This is a genomic window from Microlunatus panaciterrae (genome assembly GCF_016907535.1).
Lineage (GTDB): Bacteria > Actinomycetota > Actinomycetes > Propionibacteriales > Propionibacteriaceae > Microlunatus > Microlunatus panaciterrae.
This window is the reverse complement of sequence record NZ_JAFBCF010000001.1, coordinates 2,408,407-2,430,308: the sequence shown is the minus strand read 5'-3', so window position 1 is coordinate 2,430,308 and position 21,902 is coordinate 2,408,407. Positions and strand designations below refer to the sequence as shown.

Sequence of the window (21,902 nt, the reverse complement as noted above, 5' to 3'; positions counted from 1 at the left end):
TTCCCACAGCGGCCGCCCGACGGGATGGCCGTTACGCGCCGGGGGTCTGGCTCGAGTCACGCCGAGTTCCCTCGGGGTCGTCGGTGCGTTCATCCGACTCCTCCAGGATTGCCTCCGCCTGGCTGCGCGCGTCATCGCTGCCAGCCGCCAGCTCCTCGGGCAGCAGGTGCGCCCGCTCCTCGATCCGGTCATCGTCAGGGATTGAAGTCATGCCGACGACGATACGCGCCACGCGCGCCCTGAGCCTGTCGAAGGGCTCAACCTGGCAGCAGCGCAGCGATCCCCAGGCGCGTGATCATGACCACAGCAGCGGCCACCACCAGGGTCATCAGGACCGTCGCCCATATCAACCTCCTCCGGCGCGCCTCGATGACCTGTGTGTGTAGGGCCTCGAACTCCGCCTGGTCAGCGCGGGCTCTCTCCCGCTGAGGCGTGGAGCGCCAGGTGTCCCAGCGTTCCGCCACCGAGGCGATCCGGCACACCTGGTCGGCGTTCAGGCAGGTCCTGCGTCGTCGGAGGCTACGCAACAGCCGGGAGTCGGTGACGACCAGGACATCCACGGGCTTATCGCGGATCGTGAGGCGCGCGGGTCGGACGACCACGATCATCCCGGTGACCTCGACCGAGGCGCCGACCGCGGCCGACAGGAGCTTCGCAGCCCTCGCCGCCTCGTGCGCCGCATTGAACAGATGACGCTGTTTCTTCCCAGCCACCAGGAAGGACCGGCCGGCCACCCAGACGGCTTGTCCGGAGTGGTTCTTCGTGTTCAAGGTGAAGACACCCGGCGGTCCGATGATCACGTGGTCGATGTCGGAGTCGCCACGGCCGACCGGGATCGAGTGCAGCACCCTCCATTCCGGGCCAAGCTGCGCCAGCTGTTCACCGACGGCGATCTCACCCAGCACACCCTTGTACCAGGAGGAGCTGTCGCTGCCGAGCGGCGATGCTCCGAACGTCCGCCCGAGCCAGCCGCGGGGCCGGTCGAGGGCGTGTACCCGCATCAGCTGGTCGATGGCCTCCTGGCCAGCTCGACGGCTGCTCAATTGATCTTCGGCTGCTGGCTGCACGGCAGGCATCCTAGGGGTGATCGATCAACTCGGCGCTCGCTGGCCCAGTTCGACTCTACCCTCACGTGAGGGTAGAGTCTGGCACCGCAGTGACGAAGCCGCGCGACCGCAGCAGCGCCACCCGATGTCAGGCAGCAGTCGTCGGTCGGGCTCCGTCCTGAAGTGTCCTCCTCGATACAGCTCGGCGATGGGAATGATCATGACCTCTGCGGCACCCGCCCCAGCCAAGGCGGCTCCTGCCGTCGACCGTGAGCTCACTGTCCTCGGCGCCCTCCGCTCGCCGCGCCGGCTGCGGACCGAGGTGTTCGCCGGCCTCGTCGTCGCGCTGGCACTGATCCCCGAGGCGATCTCGTTCTCGATCATCGCCGGGGTACCACCGCAGGTGGGGCTCTTCGCTTCGTTCACCATGGCAGCCACCATCGCCATCGTCGGCGGCCGACCGGCGATGATCTCGGCGGCCACCGGGGCAGTCGCCCTCGTCGTCGCGCCGCTGACCAGGGAACACGGCTTCGACTACCTGGTGGCCACCGTGCTGTTGGCGGGCCTGTTCCAGATCCTGCTGAGCCTGCTCGGGGTCGCCAAGCTGATGCGCTTCGTCCCGCGCAGCGTGATGGTCGGCTTCGTCAACGCACTCGCCATCTTGATCTTCCTGGCCCAGCTCCCCCAGCTGATCGGCGTCCCCTGGCTGGTGTACCCGATGGTCGGCGCCGGCATCCTGATCATCGTCTTGCTGCCGCGCCTGACCCGCATCATTCCCGCCCCGTTGGTCGCCATCGTGCTGCTCACCGTGCTGACCGTAGGCCTGGGCGTCAGGGTGCCGAACGTCGGCGACCAGGGCGAGCTGCCGCACAGTCTGCCCTCCTTGATGGTGCCGAAGGTGCCACTCAGCCTAGACACGTTGGCCATCATCGCTCCGTACGCCTTGGCGATGGCGCTCGTCGGGCTGTTGGAGTCGCTGATGACCGCGAAGTTCGTGGACGACATCACTGACTCCCACTCAGACAAGACCCGAGAGGGCTGGGGTCAGGGCGTGGCCAACCTGGTCACCGGTCTCTTCGGCGGCATGGGAGGCTGCGCGATGATCGGGCAGACCATGATCAACGTCAAGGTGTCCGGCGCACGGACGCGGATCTCCACCTTCCTCGCCGGTGTCTTCCTGCTCATCCTGGTGGTGGGGTTGGGCGACATCGTGGGCCTGATCCCGATGGCAGCGCTGGTCGCGGTCATGGTCATGGTGTCGGTCGGCACCTTCGACTGGCACAGCGTCCAGCCGGCGACACTCCGCCGGATGCCGCTCAGCGCGACCACCATCATGCTCACGACGGTCGTCGTCACCGTCGCCACCCACAACCTGGCGTACGGAGTCATCCTCGGGGTGATCGTAGCCATGATCTTCTTCGCCCGTCGGGTGGCGCACTTCACCGAGGTGGTCGACATCGCCCACCCGGACGAGAACACGAGGGTGTACGCAGTGAAGGGTGCGCTGTTCTTCGCCTCCAGCAACGATCTCGTCTACCAGTTCGACTACGCCGGTGATCCGGCGAACGTGATCATCGACCTGAGCGACTCGCAGATCTTCGACGCCTCCACCGTCGCCGCGCTCGATGCCATCGTCTTCAAGTACGAGAGCAGGGGCAAACACGTCGAGATCGTGGGTCTCAACGAACCCAGCGCCAAGTGGCACGACACGTTGAGCGGCAAGCTCGGCGCAGACCACTGAGGCACGTGAGCCGACGGTGAGCGAGACCCAGTTCCAGATCGGCCAGGTGGCCGAGCGCACCGAGCTGTCCATCCGGACGCTGCGCCACTATGACGAGGTGGGCCTGGTGACCCCGTCCGCGCGCAGCGCGGGAGGCTTCCGCCTGTACACCGAGGACGACGTTCGACGCCTGCTGGTGATCCGTCGGATGAAGCCGCTGGCCTTCAGCCTGGACGAGATGCGCCGACTCCTTGAGGCCCTGGACACACTGGCCACGTCGACCTCCACTGCGACGGAGCGGGCGGCGGCGCGGGCGTTCGTTGTCGAGTGTCATCGGCGGGCCGAGGACAGCTGTCAGCTGCTACGACGTCAGCTGGGCTATGCCGAGGAGCTCACCGAACTGCTGGCCCGGCTCGGCGCAGACACCCCACCCGATCCGGACGATCAGCCCAGTCACAGCTAGCGACCGGAGGGGATCGGCGGGGGCAGGGTGACCCCGAAACCTGCGACGGCCAGCCGCAGCAGCACCTGACCCGGCCGCAACAGGTCCGCGACCTTGGCTGCGCTGAGCAGCTCGAGCTCGGCCAATCGGACGGAGTAGTCCTCGGCTCCAGCGACCCTCGCGTGGTGTAGCTCGACGGTGTTGTGCCAGACCTTCTGTCGGGCCTCCCGGAGGAACCGCCGCGAGCCGAGCCGGTTCAACGGTGTCAGCAGCCGGTCGAGCAGGGTAGTCGCTCCGGAAGCATCCAGCTCGTGGTCCTCGGCCGCAACCCGCGAGGCCAGCACAGTGTCGATCCGTTCATGATCCCGACGGCGGCGCTCGATCACTGCCGAGACGGCGAAGTCGTCCACGCTGATGACAGCAAGCAAGGCCTGCGGGAGGTCGAAGTTGATGTGCGCGTTGATCCCGAGCAGGACGTGTCGTAGCGGGGGCTGATCCGGCCCGGCGCCGAAAGCGAGCCGCCAGGGCCGGGGCACCCGGCCACCGGCGAGCTCGGCGTCGAGGGCACGCAGGTACAGCTCAGCGAAGGCCACGTCCCAGCTCTCCACCCAGTCGCCGTCGTCAAAGAGACCCTGGTCGATGGCCCGTCCCACCGCCTCGGTCGTGCGCTGGTAAGTCGAGAGAAACACCCGCTGGCTGCCGAGACGCGGCGGGAGCAGGTCCAGGCGCTGCTGCAGTCTGGCCACCACCGCCGCAATCGGCGAACCCGCCCCCTGGCCCGCTGCCGTCATGGGCGCTCCCCTCACCGACGTGGATACGACGATTCTCGTCCTTCCGCGGGCGGGCCGGAAGACCACCACCCGAAGACCCTCATCGGGCCGCGGGTCACGACGCCGGCATGGAGGGCTCAGGTCCGCCGATAGGGTGTTGACGTGATCAAAGTCGTGGTGAGCCGTTCGATCGTGGATGACGTCAGAGCCCTGCTTGAGGAGTCAGGTGATCACGCACCATCGGTGGACACCGCCGCGATCGAGCTCGTCGCGGTGGACGAATCCGCAGCCGGCGCAGAGCTGGGCGACGCCGAAGCCGCGGTCCGGTGGGACCTCGACGATGACGGCTTCCAGCGGCTGCTGAACGAAGCCCCAAGACTGCGCTGGCTGCACAGTCCGGGAGCAGGAGTTGAACGCTGGCCGCTGCAGGAGTTGGACGCCCGGGGGATCACCCTGACCAACGGCGCCGGAGTCTTCGCCATCCCGATCGCCGAATGGGTCCTGTCGACGATGCTGACGGTCGTCAAGCACTCGGACGCCGTGCGTCAGGCACAGACGCAACACCGCTGGGCGGGAGATGAGCCGGCCGACGAGCTCTACCGAAGGACGCTGCTGGTTCTCGGGACCGGAGGGATCGGTCAGGAGATCATCAAGCGGGCCAGCGCGTTCGAAATGCGGATCTGGGGCTCCAACCGTCAGGGCCGCCAGGTCGAGCATGCGGATCGGGTCGTCCAGGGCGACGAATGGCGCGCCCTGCTGCCGGACGCGGACTTCGTCGTCTCAACGGTGCCGCTCACGGCCGAGACCGCGCACATGATCGGCGCCGCCGAGCTCAGCTCCTTCAAGTCCGGCGCCTGGCTGATCAATGTCGGGCGCGGAGGGACCATTGACGAAGAGGCACTGCTGCAGGCTCTGCACGACCAGACGATCGGCGGCGCCGCTCTCGACGCCTGGACGACTGAACCACTTCCCGCCGACCACCCCGCCTGGTCGCAGCCGAACATGATCGTCTCACCGCACCGATCGGGCAGCTCTCCCGCGGGCCGGGACCGCGGCCTGCGCCTCTTCGTCGCCAACCTGCGCAGGTTCGCGGCGGGTGAGCCGATGGCCAACGTCGTCGATCTGTCGGCAGGCTACTGACCGACCGGCCGTCATGCGAAGGACCCGAGGGGGCGGCCCGACACCGGTCCGGGTCAGCCGCCGGCCAGCGACCCGACAGCGCGGGCGATGACCAGCAGTGAGATGAGCAGGGCTGCCGTCGCTTCCAGGCCCATCAGGATCTTGGCCCGGGTCGTCAACGGCATGGTGTCTGTCGGGCTGAAGGCGCTGGAGTTGGTGAGCGAGAGGTAGAGGTAGTCGATGAAGGTCGGCACCCAGCCGGACTTCGCACTGGCACCGATGGAGACCTCCACCACAGCATCGTCATTCTCGTCCTGCGAGAACCGCCAGTCTGCGGGAGGCAGCTCCTCCCGACGCACATTACGCCGGGCCACCGGGCCGCCGCGGTCGAGCTCCCAGTACACCAACCCGAAACCGATCACATTCGTCAGCCAGACCTGCATCGCCCCCAGCAGCAGTGAGCTGCCGGACGTGCTGGGCACCAGGAGCGTGCGGATAAGCATCCCCAGGGCGACCAGGTTGGCGGCGATGACCAGTGCGGCGAGCAGGACGGCAGCGATCCTCGACCACCGGCTCTGCCGGACCATCCGGCGCGGGTTCATCAGGACCACAGCAGTCAGCAGGGCCAGCTCGATGAGCGGGATCGTCAACCGCGGCCCGAACAGCAGAGGCTCCGGCAGGAGGGCGTAGGCGACGGCCGCAACCAGCGTCGCTATGGCGGGCGGCAGCCGATTCTCACCGGCAGCCGTACGACGGTGAGACAGTTCCTCGTCGAACGGGTTACGGCCGGTCACCCGGTCAGTATCACAGACGCCGTCGGGCCTGAAGACGGCTCACCACCTCGACCGCGACACCGCCAGCCACGCTCAGCACCAGGGACGCCCAGACGAGGCTGGTCGGTGGCCACTCCAGGGTGAAGAAGTCTCTCAGCGTCGAAAGGGTGAACAGCAGCACCAGTCCGGCGTACATGGCGCCGATGATGGTCATCCTGCGGAGGTTCACGGGTCTGGCGACGACCACCAGGATCCACAGGCCGACGAGTGACAGGACCAGGACGGAGCTGCTCTGCACCGCCCCGCCGGTGAAGCAGCAACTGACTCTGCTGAAGACATTGAGGCCAACGACGATGGCACCGATGATGAGACCGGCTGGCCCTGCGAACATGAGTGATCGTCGAAGCAGGCCCGGACGATAGCGACGAGGGTTGGCCATGATCGCGAGGAAGAACGCAGGGATCCCGATGGTCAGCCCGTCAACGGCCGAAAGCTGCCGGGAGAGGAACGGAAACCCCCACAGCAGAGCGCCGAAGACCAGCGAGATGCTCATCACATAGACGGTCTTCGTGAGAAACAGGATCGAAATGCGCTCGATGTTGGCAATGACGCGTCGTCCCTCCGCGACCACTGTCGGCAGCCGGTCGAGACGACCGTCCAGCAGCACGAGCCGGGACACCGCCTTGGCGGGCGCCGCCGCCGAGTCCAGGGTGACGCCGATGTCCGCCTCCTTCAGGGCAAGGGCGTCGTTCACGCCATCACCCGTCATCGCGATCGTGTGTCCGCGACGGCGAAGGGCCAGCACCAGCTCCCGCTTCTGCGCAGGGGTGACGCGGCCGAACACCATCTGCTCCTCCAGGACTTCCGCCATCAGGTCCAGATCAGTCGGCAGCTCACGGGCGTCGTAGCCCTCCCGTGCCTCGAACCCCAGCTCCCGAGCCACCGCAGCGACGGTGCGGGGATCGTCGCCGGAGATGATCTTCAGGGCCACACCCTGGTCACGGAAGTACGCCAGCGTGCGGGCTGCCTCGGGACGCACCCGCTCGCGGAACGTGAGCACGAGGACGGGAACAAGGTCGCTGGGCAGCCCGATCCGGCCGTCGTAGCGGGATGGTGGCGTAGACCCGTGGGCCAGTACCAAGGTCCGCAGGCCGGTCGCCGCAAGGGCGGTCGCCACCGTCTCCGCCTCATCCCGGTGCGAGGCGTCCTGGCCGAGAACCACGTCAGAGGGGCCGAGGACCCACGTGCCCGCGGCACGGTCGGCGCCGAAGGTGACCGCGCTCCACCTCCTCACCGAGGTGAAACCCACCGAGTCGACCGGCTGGAGGGCACCATCGGACAAGAACCGCTCGGCCAGGCACTTGGCGGTAGCGTTCGCCTCAACGTCGGCGCCGAACCAGGCAAGCGCCCTGTGCCAGCCGCGCGGCGGCGTCCCTCCGACCTGGTGGGTGGCATCGAAGACGATCCTGCCGTCGGTCAGCGTGCCTGTCTTGTCCAGGCAGAGCACATCCACACGCGCAAGGACCTCGACCGCTGCCAACTCCTGGATGAGGGCCTTGTGGCGCGCCAGCCGTACCGCACTGACAGCGAACGCGACGCTGGTGAGAAGCACCAGGCCGAAGGGGATGACGCCGATGACGCTCGCAATGGTGCCCACCACAGCACTGCTCCAGGTGCCGGTGGAGAACGCCTGGGCCCAGCCACCGCGGGCCTGCATCTGTCCATTGGCGACGATCAGCACGAGCGGAAGGAGCGCCCAGCTGACCCAGCGGAGAACACGGTTGAGCCCGTTGCGCACCTCCGAGCTGACCAGGGAGAAGCGTTTGGCTTCGACACTGATCCGGTTGGCGAAGGCCTCGGCACCCACCCGGACGACCCGAGCGCTCCCATGTCCGGCAACGACGCCGGAGCCCGACAAAACCTCGGCGCCGCTTCCCTTGGCGACAGAACTGGATTCACCCGTCAGCAGGGACTCATCCACCTCAAGCCCTTGAGAGTCGAGAATCGTGGCATCGGCCGTCACCTGATCCCCGACGCGGAGCATCAGCACGTCATCACGCACGACGTCGCCCCGGTCGATGACCTGGATGACACCATCACGGACAACGCGGGCGTGCGGCGACTCGAGAATCGCGAGCCGGTCGAGTAGCCGCTTGGCCCGATACTCCTGGGTGACGCCGATGACCGCGTTGCCGACCGCGGTGAGTCCAAAAAGTGCGTCCTTCCACTGACCCAACACCAGCAGCGATACGAAACTGACGCCGACGATGGCGTTGACGAGGGTCAGGACATTGGCGCGGACGATCTGCCACAGACTCCTGCTGGAGGCACTCGACACCCCGTTGGTCAGGCCCGCCCCGACCCGAGCCGCAACGTCAACGCCGGTCAAGCCGGTCATGGACGCCGTTCCTTCGGCTGGTCGTGCCGGGTCCTGGCCACCTTCTTCCACCCCCACCCCGGCAATTCTGGCAGCCCTGTCGCCAGGTAGTGCGCACCAGCATCAGGTGAGCGGCGCACAGGTGTCTCCCACCGCGCCACCAGACACGAGAAGTGATCAAGACGCGACTTGTGCGTCGTGATCCAGACGCCCGCACCTGTGGCCCGCGTGCACGGTGGGCTCGGCGGGACCATCGACTCTGCCGGTCTCCCCCGGCCTGTCGGATGCTGTTGATGGAAGGGTCGTCAACCCGGTGAGAAGGAATCGCAGTGTCTGCAGTCACGGCGCAGGGCCTGACCACAGCCGAAGCGGCCAGCCGGCGAGCTGAGCACGGCCCCAACCGGCTGCCAGCATTGAAGCGGCCCTCCGCCGGGCGGCGCCTGGTCGGGGAGCTCACCCACTTCTTCGCCGTGATGCTGTGGGTCGCAGGGATTCTCGCCCTCGCCGCCCGACTGCCCCAGCTCGGGATCGCGATCTTCGCGGTCATCGTCCTGAACGCCGTGTTCGCCTTCGCGCAGCAGGCTCGGGCGGACCGCGCTGCAGACCGGCTGCGCGCCCTGCTCCCGACCCAGGTCTCGGTGTGGCGCGACGGCCGGCGACGGATCATCGAAGCCGAGGACGTGGTGGTCGGTGACGTGCTGCTGCTGGAGAGCGGTGACCGAATCCCGGCGGATGCCGCCCTCACCATGGCGAACCGGCTACTGGTGGACTCGTCGCTGCTCACCGGCGAAAGCCTGGCGGCGGCCATGGGGTCCGGCGACCTCGTGTTTGCCGGGACGTTCGTGGTCGAGGGCGAAGCACGGGCCGTCGTCCAGGCCACCGGGGATGAGACGCGGTTGGCTGGGATCGCCAGGCTCGCCACCACCTCGGCCAAGCCTGACACCCCGCTGACGCGCGGACTGAAGGGTGTGGTGCGGCTGATCGCCGCCATCGCGCTCGGCGTTGGGGGGCTCTTCCTGGTGATCTCGATGCTGGTCGGCAACCCGATCCAGGATGGTTTCATCTTCGCCATCGGCGTCACAGTGGCACTGGTGCCTGAAGCGCTGCTGCCGACGGTGACCTTGTCGCTGGCCTGGGGTGCCGAGCAGATGGCCAAGCGGCAGGTCCTGGTACGCAACCTGGAGGCCGTCGAGACCCTCGGTTCGACGACGTTCATCTGCACCGACAAGACCGGGACGCTAACCCGCAACCAGATGGCTGTCGTCGAGGCCTGGACTCCGGCCGGGTCGGTGACGGTGAACGGCTCGGGTTATGACCCGGACGCCACTCTCAGCTGGTCGGGGACCGGCCACGAGCCGTGCACCGCTCTGGCTCTGGCGGCGATGCGGTGCTCGACCGGCTACGCGCAGCGGGTCGGCGGTGAGTGGCGGGCACACGGCGACCCGATGGAGGCCGCGCTGGATGCGTTCGCCCGACGCCTGGGGATCGACACCGACGGTGACCGGTCCAGGCATCCGGTGGAGCTGCGCTTCCCCTTCGATGCGCACCTGCGCAGGATGTCCGTCGTGGTCGATGACGGGGTCATCGTCAAGGGCGCGCCCGACGAGGTGATCCAGTTGTGTGGCAACGGGGTGGCCGCCCGAGCCGTTGTGGACTCCCTGGTGGTGCGGGGGCTGAGGGTGTTGGCGATCGCCGCCGCCCCCCTCGCCGGCCGCAGGCCGAGCAGTCCGGAGGAGTGCGGGCAGGGCCTGCACCTGGTCGGTGTGGTCGCCCTCGAGGACCCGCCGCGCGACAACGTCACCGAGGCGCTCGCCGCCTGCCGGAGGGCTGGCATCAGCGTCGCGATGGTGACCGGTGACCATCCGGCGACGGCGAAGGCGATCGGAGACGAGGTGGGGCTGCGCCTGCCCGGCGCCCCGGTGCTCACCGGTGCGGACCTCCCGGCGAACGAGCGTGTCCTGGCCGCCCTGCTCGACCACGATGGGGCGGTCGTCGCGCGCGTCTCACCCGAGGACAAGCTGCGCATCGCCAGGGCGCTGCATTCCCGGGGTCATGTGGTGGCCATGACAGGCGACGGGGTGAACGACGCCCCGGCGCTGCATGAGGCGGACATCGGCATCGCCATGGGGCGGTCGGGCACCGACGTCGCGCGCGAGGCGGCGGACCTGGTGCTCCTCGACGACGCGTTCGCGAGCATCGTCGGTGGTGTCGAGCAGGGTCGGGCCACCTTCGTGAACATCCGCCGGTTCCTCACCTACCACCTGACCGACAACGTGGCCGAGCTCACCCCGTTCCTGATCTGGGCTCTCTCGGGCGGACGCTTTCCCCTCGCTCTGGGCGTGTTGCAGATCCTCGCCCTCGACCTCGGCACCGACACGCTGTCGGCAGTCGCCCTCGGCGCAGAGCCGCCGGCACGCCACCTCCTCGATGGGCCACCAGTGCAAGGTCGACTCATGAATGCCACCGTGCTGAGGCGGGCGTTCGGGCTCCTGGGGCCACTGGTGGCGCTGTTCACGATGATCGCGTTCGTGGTGTCCCTGCTGGCGGTCGGCTGGTCGCCGGGCCGGCCGTTCCCCACCGGGCACGATCTGATGGCCGCCTCCGGTGCCGCGTTCATGACGGTGGTGATCGCGCAGACGGCCAACGCCTTCGCCTGCCGCAGCTCGACCCGATGGCCCGGTGCCCTCGGCTGGACCACCAACCGCCTGCTGATACCGGCCGCGTCCACCGAGCTCGCCTTCTCGCTGGTGGTGCTGCTGGTGACCCCGATCGCCCTGGTGCTCGGTCAGGCCCCCCCGCCGCTGGCGGGCTGGGCGGTGGCTTTCGGCTCAGCAGCGGCCCTGCTGGCCGTTGACGCCCTGGACAAGCGGATCCGGTCCCGGCGGCCTCGACCGCCAAGCCCAGTTAGGCAGCGCTGATCTTGATCACCTTGGTCTTGGTCTTGACGTTCGCGTAGGCCTTGAGCGATCTGCGCAGCACCGTGCAGTTGTCGGCCCGCCACGCAACGGTCACCTTGAAGCTCGGCTTGGCGCCCCTGGCCACCCGCACCCACTTCTGCACCGACCAGGTGCGGAACCGGTTCAGGCTGTAGATGTCATAGCGCACAGCGTTGCTGGCCAGCCGCGTGGTGTGCAGCTGAGCCTTGTCGCAGGTGGAGAACTGAGCAACGGTCGAGCCGACACCGACCGGGCCCATCGACAGCCCGATGTTCAGCGGATAGGTGTGGCAGTCGTCCTTGAGCGTCTTCTTGGAGTAGATGTTGGAGGTCATGTTGACCTTCGAGGTGGGATCGATGGTGATCGACATCCGCCCCTTGTCGCCGTCACCCTTGCGCTTGTAGGTGTTGGCCGTGACGTCGACGAAGTAGTAGTCGTAGCGCTTCTCGCGCTCCTTGAGCCGGTACATCTTGACCGAGTACCGCACCTTGCCTCGGTTCGGTGGGTACTTCGCACACCCGTCAGGGTTGGCACCGTAGTAGCAGACCAGGTCACCTTGTCCGATGTGGTCGATGTGCTCGTAGTAGCTGAAGGTGTACGGCGACTTGTCCTTGATCAACACTGCCTGCTGCACCACGGGCGGGTCGGCCGCGGCAGGCAGCGCCGCGCTCCCGCCAACGAGAGTGGCGCCGAGCGCGAGAGCGAGCACCGATGCGGCAAGGCGTGTCCGCAGCATGCCTGGGACTGTAGCAAGGTGGAGGCTCATCCGACAGGCAAGCCTGGCGGGATTGTCAGACCAGCTCCAGTCGGTCGGCACAGGAGCCGAGCACGGTCTCGTCGTCGCTGGCAAGGACGCACGAGACTCCCTGCGCTGTGACCTCGTGTAACACCCCGTCCACCAGCTCGACGGTGTCCGGGTCGAGCTCGCTGGTCGGATGGTCCAGCACCAGCAGCCGCGGCCGGAGAACGAGTGCCCGCCCCAGCGCCACCCGTTGCTGCTGGCCACCGGACAGTTGCTCGACCAGGTTGTGCCAGGTCGCCGGCGCGAGCGCGAGGGCTTGGAGCTGTTCTTCGGCCCGCAGCGCTGTCGACCGGTTGGCCGGTTCGCCGCCCGCGATCATGGTCACCAGCAGGTTCTCCACCGCGGTCAGGGTGCCGATCAGTCGATGATCTTGACTGAGATAGCCCACCCGGTCCGGCGGCGGGGCCAGGCCGACCGGACTCTCGTCGATCATGATCGAACCGGTGGCCGGGGCGCGTAGTCCGGCGAGAGTCGCCAGGACAGCCGTGACGTCGGCGCTCGACGGGCCGGTGACCGCTGCGCGGTGACCGGGCGGGACGTCCAGCGTCAGACCGCGCGCGATGTCCCTGGAACCGTCTCGGACCACCAGCTCGCGGACGACCAGTCCCGTCGATCGGGTGTCTGCGGAATGGGTCACTGCGTCTCCTCGGCCGGTGGACGGCGTTTGATGGTGATCTCGTCGGCCGAGGCGGCCTCGACGGCCACAGTGGAGCCGGCCGGCCAGGCCAACAGCAGCTCCTCCGGCAGCTGCACCGATCCGTCCGCGCCGATCACCGCGTACTGCTCGTGCCGCTGCCCCTCGGCACCGACCCGGCCGTCGCGCATCCGGACCATCCGCTGCATCCGGTGGGCGACGTTCTCGTCGTGGGTGACCATCAGCAGCGTCGTGCCGGCGGCGGCGGTCGCCTGGACGAGGGTGTCCAGCAGGCTCTCCCGGGCATCGTCATCCAGCTGGCTGGTGGGTTCGTCGACGAGCAGCAGTCGCGGGTCGCCGGTCATGGCGACGGCGAGAGCGGTGGCCTGTTGGTCGGCGCGGCCGAGGCGGGCGACCGGACGACGCTCGTCGGCCAGTCCCGCAGCCTCGAGGGCCACCGAGCTCGTACTCTGAGCGCGCCGACCCTTGCGGGTCCTGCCGGCGACAAAGGCGACGTTCTCGCGTGGGCTGGCGTAGGGCAGCAGGTTGGACACCGTCCCCTGCATCATCAGCCCGAGGCTACGCGTCCGGTAGTCGTAGAGCTGCGACTCCGAAAAGCGGGCGATGTCGTCGCCGTCGACCAGCACCGCCCCTGCCGAGGGCCTGCGCAGGCCGGCCACCACGCTCAGCAGCGTCGACTTGCCCGAACCGGAGGGCCCCAGCAGCGCAACCCGCTCGCCGGGGGCGACCGACAGGTCGACGCCGCGGAGGGCCGCCACGTCCGTACCGGCCACCCGGAAAACGTGCACCACACCCACTGTGCGGATCGCCGCTCCGGTGCTCACCGGCCCTCCTTCGATCGGGTCTCGGCCATGGCTCCGACCTGGGCGATCACCATGATGACCAGCACAGTACCGAGGCCCAGCAGCAGGATAGGCGGCCAGGACAGGTGCAGACTCAGCGGCGGTCCAGGCTCCGTCCGGTCCACCAGCGGGAGCCGTGCCCCCGCGATCCGGGCAGCAACGGCGCCGCTGAGCATCCCGACCAGGACGCCCAGCACGGCGGGAACGGCGATCTCCACCCGGACGAGGTGGCGGAGCCTGCGGGGGCTCACGCCGCCCTCACGCAGCGCCCGCCAGTCCTCACCTCGTTTACCGGCGTCGGCCCAGCGGGCCGCGACCAGGGCGAGCATCGTCAGCAGCAGAGCTGCGAAGCCGACGATGACCGCCACCGCGGCGCCCCGGGTGCTCGCCTGTTGCTGCAGGTCGTCGCGGGTGTCGCTCAGCAGCTCCCTGGTCTGCACCCGGATCCCCTGAGCCGCCAGCCGTTTTGCGATGCTGGGGGCGGCGTCCGGCGCCAGCCACACCTCGTTGCTGGTCCGGCTCAGGGAGGGGTCGGACAGACCCTGCGCGTTGGCGAGGTCCACCAGCACCCCCTCGTCAAGCGAACGGGGCAGGACCGCCGCCCGCCCGACGATGGCGAGCTTCTGCTGCTGACCGTCCAGCCCGGTCCCGAACCCCGCGCCGGCACTGCCCGGCACCGGTTCGGCGGAGGTGGTCGGGCCCAGGACCGCCGGGAGTGGGTCCGCTGTGTCGGAGGGTGAGACCGAGGTCAGGTTGGCACCCTGGGTGTCGAAGGCCTCGATCGCCAACCCCTCGGCAGTGGCGCTGGGTATGGCCATCGACACCGGCTTGGGCAGGGTGTCGTTGGCCGACTGCGATCGCCAGCGCCCGCCGGTCGTCAGCCAGGTTGCCGAGTCCCCCATCGGTTGCTTGTCGGTGGCGATGCCGGCCACCGTGAACCACGCCTTATAGGGTGCGTTCTTCCCGGCCAGCAGGCCGAGGGACACCAGTCGGCAACCCTGCACGCATGGAAGTTCGGCGCTCAGCTGCCTGCTGCGCGAGCTCTCAGGCCCCTTGATCGGGCCCAGGTTGACGGTCTGCCAGTGGCCCTTGCCCTCCACGGTCAGCACCAGCGCCGGTGGCTGCACTGGGGCGTTCGCCGGCGCACTGGTGGGGTCGGCGGGCGGCTGCGGAAGCACCCGCACCCCGGCCAGGTCGACCTGAACCCGGCTACCCTGCAGGGTGATCGGCGGGGTCGTGCGGCCCCGGAGCGCTCGGGTGAGGTCTGCCACCCCAGACCACTCGGGAGACCAGCTCGAGACCGCCTCCAGGCGAGGGGTGTCGACGGCGACGATCCGGGAGATGCCGTTGAAGCCCTCGACCGGAGTCTCCTTGACGGCCATCGCCTGCCGACCGGTGGGGTCGGCGGCGCGGACGGCCGCAAGCAGATCGACGTCGGGTGGTACAGAAACAGTGAGCACCGTGCTGGCTCCGGTGACGGCATCGGCCCGCAGAGCCTGGTTGCGGACCGACAGAGCGAAGACCTGCGTCGCGAACACGGCCAGCGCCACCCCGACCGCGATGATCATGGCCGGGTTCAGGGCCGATTGCATCCGGGCCGCATGCCGGCCGACCACCAGCGCGGCCAGGCTGCGGGGTGGTCGGGTGGTGCTCCGGCGGACCACCAGGACGGCCACGCGCACCGTCACCAGGGCAGCGGCGAGCGCAAACAGCCCGGGGGCGAGCAGCCCCAGCTGGGGGCCGCCCGAGGTGAGTAGGCCGCCCGTCACCAGTTGATAGATGGTGACGGCGGCAAGCAGGAACACCCCAGAGTGGACCACGGCGCCGAGCGTGGACAGCCGCCGGCTCTCGGCCTGCTGCTGGACGAGATCTGCCAGCGGTTGACGTACGCTGCGGAGGCTGACCGCAACCAGGGCGCCGAAGGCGATCACTGTGGCCACGCCGGCAGACGCGAGCACCGGCCAACGCCAGATCTCCAGCGGCGTGCCCGGACGCAGGGTGAGGGTCACGCCCAGCCGTGCGACCGCAACTCCTGCGGCGAAGCCGAGCGGTAGCCCCAGTAACAGGGCAGCCGCCGGTTCGACGTAGACCGAGCTCAGCCAGCGCCGCCGGGTCACGCCACGGAGGCGCCCCACGCTCCACTCCGCGGCGCGTGCCCGCCCGATCCGCTGCAGCACCACCGCGAGGGCAAAGACGGCGAGAAACAGTGCCTGGACGTCGGTGACCAGGACGAGCACCTGCGCCAACCTCGCCTGGTCGTCGACCCCGTCCAGCAGCTCCGGCAGGTCGGTGCCGATAGCGATCACCCGATCCTGGGCGTTGGCTGACATCTTGATCTGCTCGACCGAGGTCTGCACCGCCGGCTCGTCGGCGATGGTCATCCCGGGGAGCGCCGTCATCCGGGCGGTGATCTTCACCGGGAGCGGCAGGTTCTCTGACTGGATGGCGGTCATCACCACCGGATCGCTCTGGACTCCCGCCAGCACGCCGCTGGTGCTGCCCGGGCGGGTGAGATCAGCGGCGGTCGAGGTGACGGGATCGTAGATGCCGACGATCTTGACCTTCGTCACCGGAGCCCGGGCCAGAGCGAACGAGATGACCGAACCAGTCTTGATCTTCGAGCGCTCAGCGTCGACGCTACTGATCATGGCCTGGCCGACACCCTCTGGGCAGCGACCGGAGGTGATCACATAGTCGTCACAGCCGTCGTCGAGGGCGTTGACCAGCGCATTCCGCTCGCCATCGTCCGAAGCAGACTTCCAGATGATGATCGTGGTCGACTTGATCAACACCGCTGGCCGGTGCCATAGCTGCTCCGACCCATCCTCCTGGCCGGCGGCGAGCACGCCGACGGCCAGATCCCTGGCGGGCTGCCAGGGCTCATCGGCTGAGACGTCGCCGGACACCGAGATCGATGTGCCGTCCAATCCCGCGGTCTCCAGAGCCCCGGTCAGAGCCGACTGATGAACGGCGCGCACCAGCAACGGGCCCACGATCGACGTCATCACCACGACCGACGACAGCAGAAAGAGCAGCACCGCAGTGTGCGGCCGCCGCTGGATGCTGCGCAGCCACAGAGGAACGGTCACCGCCGCCGTACCGTCCGCCGATGAGCCACAGCGCGCGTGACATCGTCCGAGTGATCCTGATCGCACCATCCTGGGGTGGGTCCAGGACGGTTACGAGGTGTGGCGCTGAGGATGGTCTGCTCCTTCACCGGGGAGAACGGACAACGCTCCCGAAGGAGACCTTGACTCTACCCCGACACCCAGGAGCCGATCACGGCGCCGACCAGACCCGGAGGCGAGTGTTGACAAGACACCGTGTTCGTGGTGTATTTGACGTGTTGTTTAATTAACTAGATAGGCAAATGCAATGCCGGATCCGCTCAGCGCGATCTTTGCAGCGCTGGCCGACCCCACCCGGCGGGCCATCCTGGCGCAGCTGGCGAGGGGCGAGTCGACGGTGAACGAGCTGGCGGCACCCCATCCCATCAGCCTGCCGGCGGTGTCCCGACACCTGAAGGTGCTGCAGAACGCCGGCCTGGTGGTCAAGGGCCGCGATGCCCAGTGGCGACCCTGCCGGCTCGACCCGACACCGCTGCATGACGTCGATGCCTGGCTGGCGAGCTACCGCGAGTTCTTCGACGGCCGCCTCGACCGCCTCGAGGAGCACCTCAAGACCCTGGGGGGCGGCCGACGAACGCCCGCCGGCGCTGCTCAGCCGAACCAGCCCGGCAGCACTCAACAGCACGACCGGAAGAACCGACCGACGAAGGAGAGATCAACATGACTGCAGCAACCCAGGTGGAACGCAGCTTCACCATCACCCGACGGCTGGACGCCCCCCGGGAGCTCGTCTTCCAGGCCTGGACCGACCCGGATCAGCTGGCGCAGTGGTTCGCAGGCGAGATGCCGAGCCAGGGCATCGCCACCACCGTGGACCTGCGAGTAGGCGGCTGCTGGCGCCTTCACATGATCGAGGACGAAAACAGGTCGTACATGACAGGCGGGATCTACCACGAGATCGTTCCGCCGGAGAAGCTGGTGTTCAGCTTCGGCGCCATCGACGGCTGGCCGCAGCTCGACCCCAGCAACCTCGATGACGCACCCCTCGTCACGATCACCCTGGACGAGATGAACGGTGCCACCGAGATGGTGTTACAAGTCGCCTTCGCCGACCGGCTGACCGATGATCGCGTCCGCGAGTGGCTCGCCACCGGCATGACCGAGGGGTGGAATATCACCCTCGACCGCCTCGCCCCATACCTGCACGGGATGGTCGGCTGAGGAGGAGTGGACCGTTGTCAGGTGTCGGCGGACGAGGCTTCGCGTACTGTGAGAACTACCAAGGAACTTCTCCGCTGACATCTGGTCGACGGGTCCCTGGCGATCGACAGCCGGCCCGACCGATGGGCCTTTACGGACCTCGATATGAACACCATTCCTCCGGTCGTCCTCCCCGACGTGCTGTGCCCGACCTGCCACCATCCGTTGTCAGCGCACGACGCGATCAGCTCGCGTTGGTGCGCCGTCACCGGGTCGGGAGTGGGCCATCGCGAATGCATCTGCTCCGGCGTGACGCACCAGCGGGTACCGGCTCACTATTGACCGGGCTGCCTCGCCCTAGTTGACGGGCGCCTCGCCCGACTTGAGGGCTTCCGCGATCTCGGCCGCCCAGGCCTCGATAGCCGGCCAGTCGCGAAAGTCGCCGGCGGGCAGCGCCTCCTTGGAGGCAGGCATGTGGCGCAGCAGACGCTCACCGATCCCGACCGGAGGTGCGGAGGGGTCCCAGGCGCCGAAGAAGACCTGCTCGCCACGCGGGTGAAGCAGACCCTTGAGTTCCTCGAACTCCTTGGGCTGGCCAGTCTCCAGGACATCTCGGCCCTCCTTGTCCACCCGGTCAGTGCCGAGCGGACCGCTGCTGAAGAGCCACACCGGCCGCTCGGCCAGCTCTGCCCGGTGGCGTTTGACGAAGGCGGTCGCGTCCTTCAGCCAGTGGTACATGTAGGCGGCGCCACCGATGACGAACGCGTCGTAGGGCGTGAGGTCGGCGACCTCGCTCACCGGGTGCGCCTCGGCCGACACTCCCGCCGTGCCGAGAGCTGCGGCGATCCGCTCAGCTATCCCGGCAGTCGAACCGTGTCTGGTGGCGTAGGCGACGAGGACATTCATGACAGTGCCTTTCTCGGGTCGGTCATCCTCTCCAGCCAAGCAAGGGACGGCCACACGGGTCAGAGTCGAAAGTCCCCCGTCGATGGGTGCCGAGCGCCAAGGGCAGGCCGAATGGTTCACCGGTGACGTCTGGTTCGACGTGATCGCGAAGGTCGAGAAACTCTCCGGCCTGAGCAGGAACCGTCGCTAGAGCGCAGCTGCGGCCGCGTTCCGGTCGTACTCGTGACCACGGGGAGCGTGGATGTGGTCGATCGGGTCGTCGGTGAAGGTGGCCGCGGTGATGAGGATCGGGTGGTCGAAGAAGGGTTCGGTCCCGGTCGGAAAAACCAGCGGATTGCCGGTGGCCAGCCACTGGCTGCTGTGGACCATGGCGATCATCGGCCGCGGTGCAGTGGTGTGGTTGGGCATGCCGGCATGCCAGAGCCGAATGTCGCGGATGAGCACGCTGCCCCGCCGGACCGTGGGCTGCATCGGCGGGCAGATCGCGCGGCGGGCCTCAAGCGCCTCGGGTCCGATCTTGATGTCATCGCCGACACCGACGCCGAGCTCGCGGTGGGTGCCGGGCCAGATCTCGGTGGCGCCGTTCTCCGGCGAGACGTCGACGGTGGCCACATTCACCACCAGCTGGGCCGCCGGGTGCGGGCCTTCGAGCATGCTGGTCGGCCACAGGTGGGCGTGGTCGGCGTGCACAGGCTGGCGCTGATCACTCGGCAGCGAGGTGTTGCCGCCGTACATGACGTTCTTGATCCGCGGGCCCAGCACCGCCGAGGTGACCGAGATGACGAACGGGTTGAGCAGGACGTCGTCGAAGAGGTACGGCGGGAACGGTGGTGGATCCTGCTGGAGGTTGCCCGCGGTCCAGTTGTATGGTGCGTCCGATCGCGCCTGCAGGGCCCTGACATCAGCGATCATCCGTTCGTGCAGGATATCGAGATGGGCCAGGTCGACGACATCGTTCAACACGACGAAACCGTCGATGCGCAACGCCTCCACCGCCTCCCGCAGGGCATCGCCGGACAGCTGCCCGGCAGTGCGATCAGCCTCGGGAACGTCGATCGTGATCATGGTCCAGCTGTCCTTTTCTGCAGGTCGACCCAGGGGTGCATCGGACAAGGAAATTGACCGATCCTGGCACAAGGATAGGGGTGCAATAGAAGGCGCGGGGGCCAACCCGTGCGGCGCCGTCCAACCAACACGAACCGGGCCGAGCTCGGGTCGATGCCGCGGATCTCCCACCCCTGGGCCATCCGTGGTTTTGTAGTCAGTGTCAGCGCGCAACAGTGCGGTGACGCCCGGCATGGTGACTCAGGACCTGAGGAGGGAACATGACTATTGATTGGACCAGCGAGGTGAAAGGTGTCGGCGCGTATGCAGAGATCAACGGGCTGAACCTCTATTTCGAGACGCACGGGGCCGGACGGCCGATGATCCTGCTGCACGGCGGACTCGCCTCGGGGGAGATGTTCGGGCCGATACTTCCCGCCCTGGCGGAGCGCCACCAGGTCATCGCGGTCGACCTCCAGGGGCATGGCCGTACAGCAGACATCGACCGGCCGATCGACATCCGGCTCATGGCCGACGACATTTCGGCTCTCATCGACCACCTCACACTCGAGAAGCCGGACGTTGTGGGCTACTCACTCGGTGGCGGTGTAGCGCTCTTCACCGCAGTGAAGTATCCGGAGAAGGTGGGAAAGCTCGTCAGCGCAGCTGCGAATGTGCGGCGTAACGCGATCCCGGCGGACATGCTCGCGCAGCAGGCCCAGGTGAATGCGGCGGCGATTCCCTTCATGAAGGACACCCCGATGTACCGGCTGTACCAGCGCGTCGCGCCGCGGCCGGAAGACTTCGGACGGCTGCTGGACAAGATGGGCGAGTCGATGAGCAAAGACTTCGACTACAGCGAGGAGGTTCGAGGTTTGCAGGTGCCCACGCTCATCGTCGCCGCCGATGCCGACATGGCGCCGCCCAGCCACTATGTCGAGGTGTTCAAGTTGCTTGACGGCGGCCTACGCGACGGCGGCTGGATGGGTGAGGGGCGACCGAAAGGCGGCCACGCGCTCGCGATCCTGCCCGGACTGACCCACTACAACCTGGGCACCTCACCCCTCTTCGCCGCGGTGACCCTGAACTTTCTCGACGGCCAGGAGTGACGGCTGAGGCGACCACCGGTAAGACGGGCTATCGAGCGAATAGCTGCGACTGTGCCCCACGGATAGCCCTTCGACAGGCTCCACCTCGGGCGGAGAAGCTTGGAACAGTTTTATCTCTTATCGCTCTTGACTTTTCGCAGACTGTCAATGCATCTACGTTTCCTTCCCGATTCACCTAGACAAACCACGGGCCAAGGAGTACCGATAGTCATTAAGATCTAGTGGAACTTGGGGGAAATCATGCGAATTCTACGTTCCATGACCGGCGCTGCACTGCTGGCCATCGTCCTGTCCATTGGCGGCCTGCCCGCGATGGCCGCACCACCCAGCAACGACACCATTGCCGGCGCCATCCCGGTTTCACTCGGTTACAGCGCCACTAGCGACACCACCGAGGCCACCACGGATGCGACCGATGCCCAACTCAACGAGACCTGCGGTGCGCCGGCAACTGACGCCAGCGTCTGGTACAGCCTCACCGTCCCGGCCGATTCGGGAGTGATCGTCGACGTCTCCGGTTCCTCCTATTCAGCCGGCGTGATCGTGGGTGTGGGGACTCCTGGCGCCCTGACCAATGTCGCGTGCGGACCAGGAACAGTGGCCTTCTCCGCGACGGCTGGCACGACGTATTACGTGCTGGCAATCGACTACCAAGGAGATGGTTCCGGCAATGGTGGCACCCTGAGCATCTCGTTCAGCGTCGCGCCACCGCCCCCGACACTGAGCGTCACCGTCGACCCGCGGGGAACCTTCAACAGCAAGACAGGGGTGGCCACGCTGCGTGGCAGCTACACCTGCACCGACGCGGATTACATTGACGTCTACGGCGACGTCGCTCAGTCCGTGGGACGCATCGCCACCATTCGAGGATCGTTTGACTTCTTCGAAGTCGGAACCTGCGACGGCACCAGTCACCGATGGACCGCCGAGGTGGCCCCCTACAGCGGAAAGTTCAAGGGCGGTAAAGCCCTCACGGTGGCTTTCTCATACGCCTGCGGCGTCTACCAATGCGCTGAGGGCGGCTTCGCCGAGCAGACCGTCCAGCTCAGTGGTGGCGCCAAGTAGGAGATTGACACGCATGCACAGCCGAGGC

Annotated in this window: 20 protein-coding genes; 9 read left to right on the top strand and 11 right to left on the bottom strand. The window is 67.7% G+C overall.

Features of this window, described 5'->3' with window-relative positions:
* Window positions 1-31: 31 nt before the first annotated feature.
* Together JOE57_RS10990 and JOE57_RS10985 are read right to left on the bottom strand one after the other, a co-directional pair.
* Entirely contained in the window at window positions 32-211 is a 180-nt protein-coding gene (locus JOE57_RS10990) for a hypothetical protein (protein WP_204917918.1), read from the bottom strand.
* A 46-nt stretch (window positions 212-257) separates the two neighbouring features.
* Window positions 258-1,067 (bottom strand): NERD domain-containing protein, encoded by an 810-nt coding sequence (locus JOE57_RS10985; RefSeq protein ID WP_204917916.1) that lies wholly within the window; start codon window positions 1,065-1,067, stop codon window positions 258-260.
* Window positions 1,068-1,266: 199 nt separating this feature from the next.
* Here JOE57_RS10985 and JOE57_RS10980 point away from each other — a divergent pair, with 199 nt between their 5' ends.
* Window positions 1,267-2,787 carry a SulP family inorganic anion transporter gene (locus JOE57_RS10980; protein WP_204917914.1) on the top strand — a complete coding sequence of 507 codons (1,521 nt, stop codon included), beginning with the start codon at window positions 1,267-1,269 and terminating at the stop codon, window positions 2,785-2,787.
* A 16-nt stretch (window positions 2,788-2,803) separates the two neighbouring features.
* A complete protein-coding gene (locus JOE57_RS10975) occupies window positions 2,804-3,229 on the top strand; it encodes a MerR family transcriptional regulator (protein ID WP_338041264.1) in 426 nt (141 codons plus the stop codon).
* Here JOE57_RS10975 and JOE57_RS10970 read toward each other — a convergent pair.
* A complete protein-coding gene (locus tag JOE57_RS10970) occupies window positions 3,226-3,999 on the bottom strand; it encodes a DUF5995 family protein (RefSeq protein WP_204917912.1) in 774 nt (257 codons plus the stop codon). The two genes, JOE57_RS10975 and JOE57_RS10970, sit on opposite strands and share 4 nt — an antisense overlap.
* A gap of 141 nt (window positions 4,000-4,140) precedes the next feature.
* Here JOE57_RS10970 and JOE57_RS10965 point away from each other — a divergent pair, with 141 nt between their 5' ends.
* Window positions 4,141-5,118: an NAD(P)-dependent oxidoreductase gene (locus JOE57_RS10965; protein ID WP_204917911.1), complete on the top strand. Its 978-nt coding sequence runs from the start codon at window positions 4,141-4,143 to the stop codon at window positions 5,116-5,118.
* A gap of 53 nt (window positions 5,119-5,171) precedes the next feature.
* On the opposite strand, the gene JOE57_RS10960 is transcribed toward JOE57_RS10965, so the two are convergent.
* Window positions 5,172-5,891: a hypothetical protein gene (locus JOE57_RS10960; protein WP_338041263.1), complete on the bottom strand. Its 720-nt coding sequence runs from the start codon at window positions 5,889-5,891 to the stop codon at window positions 5,172-5,174.
* 10 nt (window positions 5,892-5,901) lie between these two features.
* Window positions 5,902-8,268 carry an HAD-IC family P-type ATPase gene (locus JOE57_RS10955; RefSeq protein WP_204917909.1) on the bottom strand — a complete coding sequence of 789 codons (2,367 nt, stop codon included), beginning with the start codon at window positions 8,266-8,268 and terminating at the stop codon, window positions 5,902-5,904.
* 308 nt (window positions 8,269-8,576) lie between these two features.
* Between JOE57_RS10955 and JOE57_RS10950 the strand changes: the two genes are divergently transcribed.
* Entirely contained in the window at window positions 8,577-11,165 is a 2,589-nt protein-coding gene (locus JOE57_RS10950) for an HAD-IC family P-type ATPase (RefSeq protein WP_204917907.1), read from the top strand.
* On the opposite strand, the gene JOE57_RS10945 is transcribed toward JOE57_RS10950, so the two are convergent.
* The 4 genes from JOE57_RS10945 to JOE57_RS10930 are packed head-to-tail and all read right to left on the bottom strand — an operon-like array spanning window position 11,152 to window position 16,571.
* Complete coding sequence (locus tag JOE57_RS10945) at window positions 11,152-11,919, bottom strand: hypothetical protein (protein ID WP_204917905.1); 768 nt, start codon at window positions 11,917-11,919, stop codon at window positions 11,152-11,154. The genes JOE57_RS10950 and JOE57_RS10945 overlap by 14 nt on opposite strands.
* A gap of 55 nt (window positions 11,920-11,974) precedes the next feature.
* The gene (locus JOE57_RS10940; protein ID WP_204917903.1) at window positions 11,975-12,622 is read right to left on the bottom strand and encodes an ATP-binding cassette domain-containing protein; all 648 of its coding nucleotides are present in this window, start codon (window positions 12,620-12,622) and stop codon (window positions 11,975-11,977) included.
* Window positions 12,619-13,464 (bottom strand): ATP-binding cassette domain-containing protein, encoded by an 846-nt coding sequence (locus JOE57_RS10935; protein WP_204917901.1) that lies wholly within the window; start codon window positions 13,462-13,464, stop codon window positions 12,619-12,621. Before JOE57_RS10935 ends, JOE57_RS10940 begins: the two co-directional genes overlap by 4 nt.
* A complete protein-coding gene (locus JOE57_RS10930) occupies window positions 13,461-16,571 on the bottom strand; it encodes an FtsX-like permease family protein (RefSeq protein WP_204917899.1) in 3,111 nt (1,036 codons plus the stop codon). The genes JOE57_RS10935 and JOE57_RS10930 overlap by 4 nt, the downstream gene beginning before the upstream one ends.
* A 286-nt stretch (window positions 16,572-16,857) precedes the next feature.
* Between JOE57_RS10930 and JOE57_RS10925 the strand changes: the two genes are divergently transcribed.
* The 3 genes from JOE57_RS10925 to JOE57_RS19305 all read left to right on the top strand — a co-directional run bounded on the left by JOE57_RS10925 (window position 16,858) and on the right by JOE57_RS19305 (window position 18,092).
* A complete protein-coding gene (locus tag JOE57_RS10925) occupies window positions 16,858-17,274 on the top strand; it encodes an ArsR/SmtB family transcription factor (protein ID WP_204917897.1) in 417 nt (138 codons plus the stop codon).
* Window positions 17,271-17,771, top strand: coding sequence for an SRPBCC family protein (locus JOE57_RS10920; protein WP_204917895.1), 501 nt, complete (start codon window positions 17,271-17,273; stop codon window positions 17,769-17,771). Before JOE57_RS10925 ends, JOE57_RS10920 begins: the two co-directional genes overlap by 4 nt.
* Window positions 17,772-17,915: 144 nt before the next feature.
* Window positions 17,916-18,092 (top strand): RGCVC family protein, encoded by a 177-nt coding sequence (locus JOE57_RS19305; RefSeq protein WP_204917893.1) that lies wholly within the window; start codon window positions 17,916-17,918, stop codon window positions 18,090-18,092.
* 15 nt (window positions 18,093-18,107) lie between these two features.
* Here JOE57_RS19305 and JOE57_RS10910 read toward each other — a convergent pair whose 3' ends face one another.
* The gene (locus JOE57_RS10910; RefSeq protein WP_204917891.1) at window positions 18,108-18,656 is read right to left on the bottom strand and encodes a flavodoxin domain-containing protein; all 549 of its coding nucleotides are present in this window, start codon (window positions 18,654-18,656) and stop codon (window positions 18,108-18,110) included.
* A gap of 186 nt (window positions 18,657-18,842) precedes the next feature.
* Window positions 18,843-19,721: a phytanoyl-CoA dioxygenase family protein gene (locus JOE57_RS10905; protein ID WP_204917890.1), complete on the bottom strand. Its 879-nt coding sequence runs from the start codon at window positions 19,719-19,721 to the stop codon at window positions 18,843-18,845.
* A 359-nt stretch (window positions 19,722-20,080) separates the two neighbouring features.
* On the opposite strand from JOE57_RS10905, the gene JOE57_RS10900 reads away from it, so the two are divergent.
* Window positions 20,081-20,809 carry an alpha/beta fold hydrolase gene (locus JOE57_RS10900; RefSeq protein ID WP_239578917.1) on the top strand — a complete coding sequence of 243 codons (729 nt, stop codon included), beginning with the start codon at window positions 20,081-20,083 and terminating at the stop codon, window positions 20,807-20,809.
* 258 nt (window positions 20,810-21,067) lie between these two features.
* Window positions 21,068-21,874 (top strand): DUF6299 family protein, encoded by an 807-nt coding sequence (locus JOE57_RS10895; protein WP_204917886.1) that lies wholly within the window; start codon window positions 21,068-21,070, stop codon window positions 21,872-21,874.
* Window positions 21,875-21,902: the final 28 nt, after the last annotated feature.

Excerpts from the sequence above, each read along its gene's own strand:
- JOE57_RS10990 (WP_204917918.1), bottom strand. The coding sequence starts at position 211 with ATGACTTCAATCCCTGACGATGACCGGATCGAGGAGCGGGCGCACCTG.
- JOE57_RS10980 (WP_204917914.1), top strand. The coding sequence starts at position 1,267 with ATGACCTCTGCGGCACCCGCCCCAGCCAAGGCGGCTCCTGCCGTCGAC.
- JOE57_RS10970 (WP_204917912.1), bottom strand. The coding sequence starts at position 3,999 with ATGACGGCAGCGGGCCAGGGGGCGGGTTCGCCGATTGCGGCGGTGGTG.
- JOE57_RS10955 (WP_204917909.1), bottom strand. The coding sequence starts at position 8,268 with ATGACCGGCTTGACCGGCGTTGACGTTGCGGCTCGGGTCGGGGCGGGC.
- JOE57_RS10945 (WP_204917905.1), bottom strand. The coding sequence starts at position 11,919 with ATGCTGCGGACACGCCTTGCCGCATCGGTGCTCGCTCTCGCGCTCGGC.
- JOE57_RS10925 (WP_204917897.1), top strand. The coding sequence starts at position 16,858 with ATGCCGGATCCGCTCAGCGCGATCTTTGCAGCGCTGGCCGACCCCACC.
- JOE57_RS10920 (WP_204917895.1), top strand. The coding sequence starts at position 17,271 with ATGACTGCAGCAACCCAGGTGGAACGCAGCTTCACCATCACCCGACGG.
- JOE57_RS19305 (WP_204917893.1), top strand. The coding sequence starts at position 17,916 with ATGAACACCATTCCTCCGGTCGTCCTCCCCGACGTGCTGTGCCCGACC.
- JOE57_RS10910 (WP_204917891.1), bottom strand. The coding sequence starts at position 18,656 with ATGAATGTCCTCGTCGCCTACGCCACCAGACACGGTTCGACTGCCGGG.
- JOE57_RS10905 (WP_204917890.1), bottom strand. The coding sequence starts at position 19,721 with ATGATCACGATCGACGTTCCCGAGGCTGATCGCACTGCCGGGCAGCTG.
- JOE57_RS10900 (WP_239578917.1), top strand. The coding sequence starts at position 20,081 with ATGATCCTGCTGCACGGCGGACTCGCCTCGGGGGAGATGTTCGGGCCG.
- JOE57_RS10895 (WP_204917886.1), top strand. The coding sequence starts at position 21,068 with ATGACCGGCGCTGCACTGCTGGCCATCGTCCTGTCCATTGGCGGCCTG.